This window comes from Microbacterium sp. HMWF026, from assembly GCF_003061325.1.
GTDB lineage: Bacteria > Actinomycetota > Actinomycetes > Actinomycetales > Microbacteriaceae > Microbacterium > Microbacterium testaceum_E.
This window is the reverse complement of record NZ_QAJB01000433.1, coordinates 595-876: the sequence shown is the minus strand read 5'-3', so window position 1 is coordinate 876 and position 282 is coordinate 595. Positions and strand designations below refer to the sequence as shown.

Sequence of the window (282 nt, the reverse complement as noted above, 5' to 3'; positions counted from 1 at the left end):
GTGCTGGGCGTGTTCGGCGACACCGCCGTGACCGGCAAGCCCGTCGGCGACGATCTGCGCGAGGGCAAGCGGACCGTGCTCGTCGCCTACGCGCGCGAGGCCCTGCCCGAGAGCGAGCGCCTGCGCGTCGACGCCCTGCTGGGCGACCCGGGCCTAGATGCCGACCAGATCACCGACCTGCAGCGCGTGATCGTCGACACGGGCGCTCTCGAGCGCCTCGAGCGCCTCATCTCGGGCTACGCGCACACCGCCGACGGCGCCCTCGAGGGCGCCCCCCTGCGC

General features: G+C 74.8%; 1 protein-coding gene. It reads left to right on the top strand.

Features of this window, described 5'->3' with window-relative positions; genetic code table 11:
- Positions 1 to 282: polyprenyl synthetase family protein (locus DBR36_RS18630; protein ID WP_258222910.1), on the top strand; the 282-nt coding region annotated here is incomplete at both ends.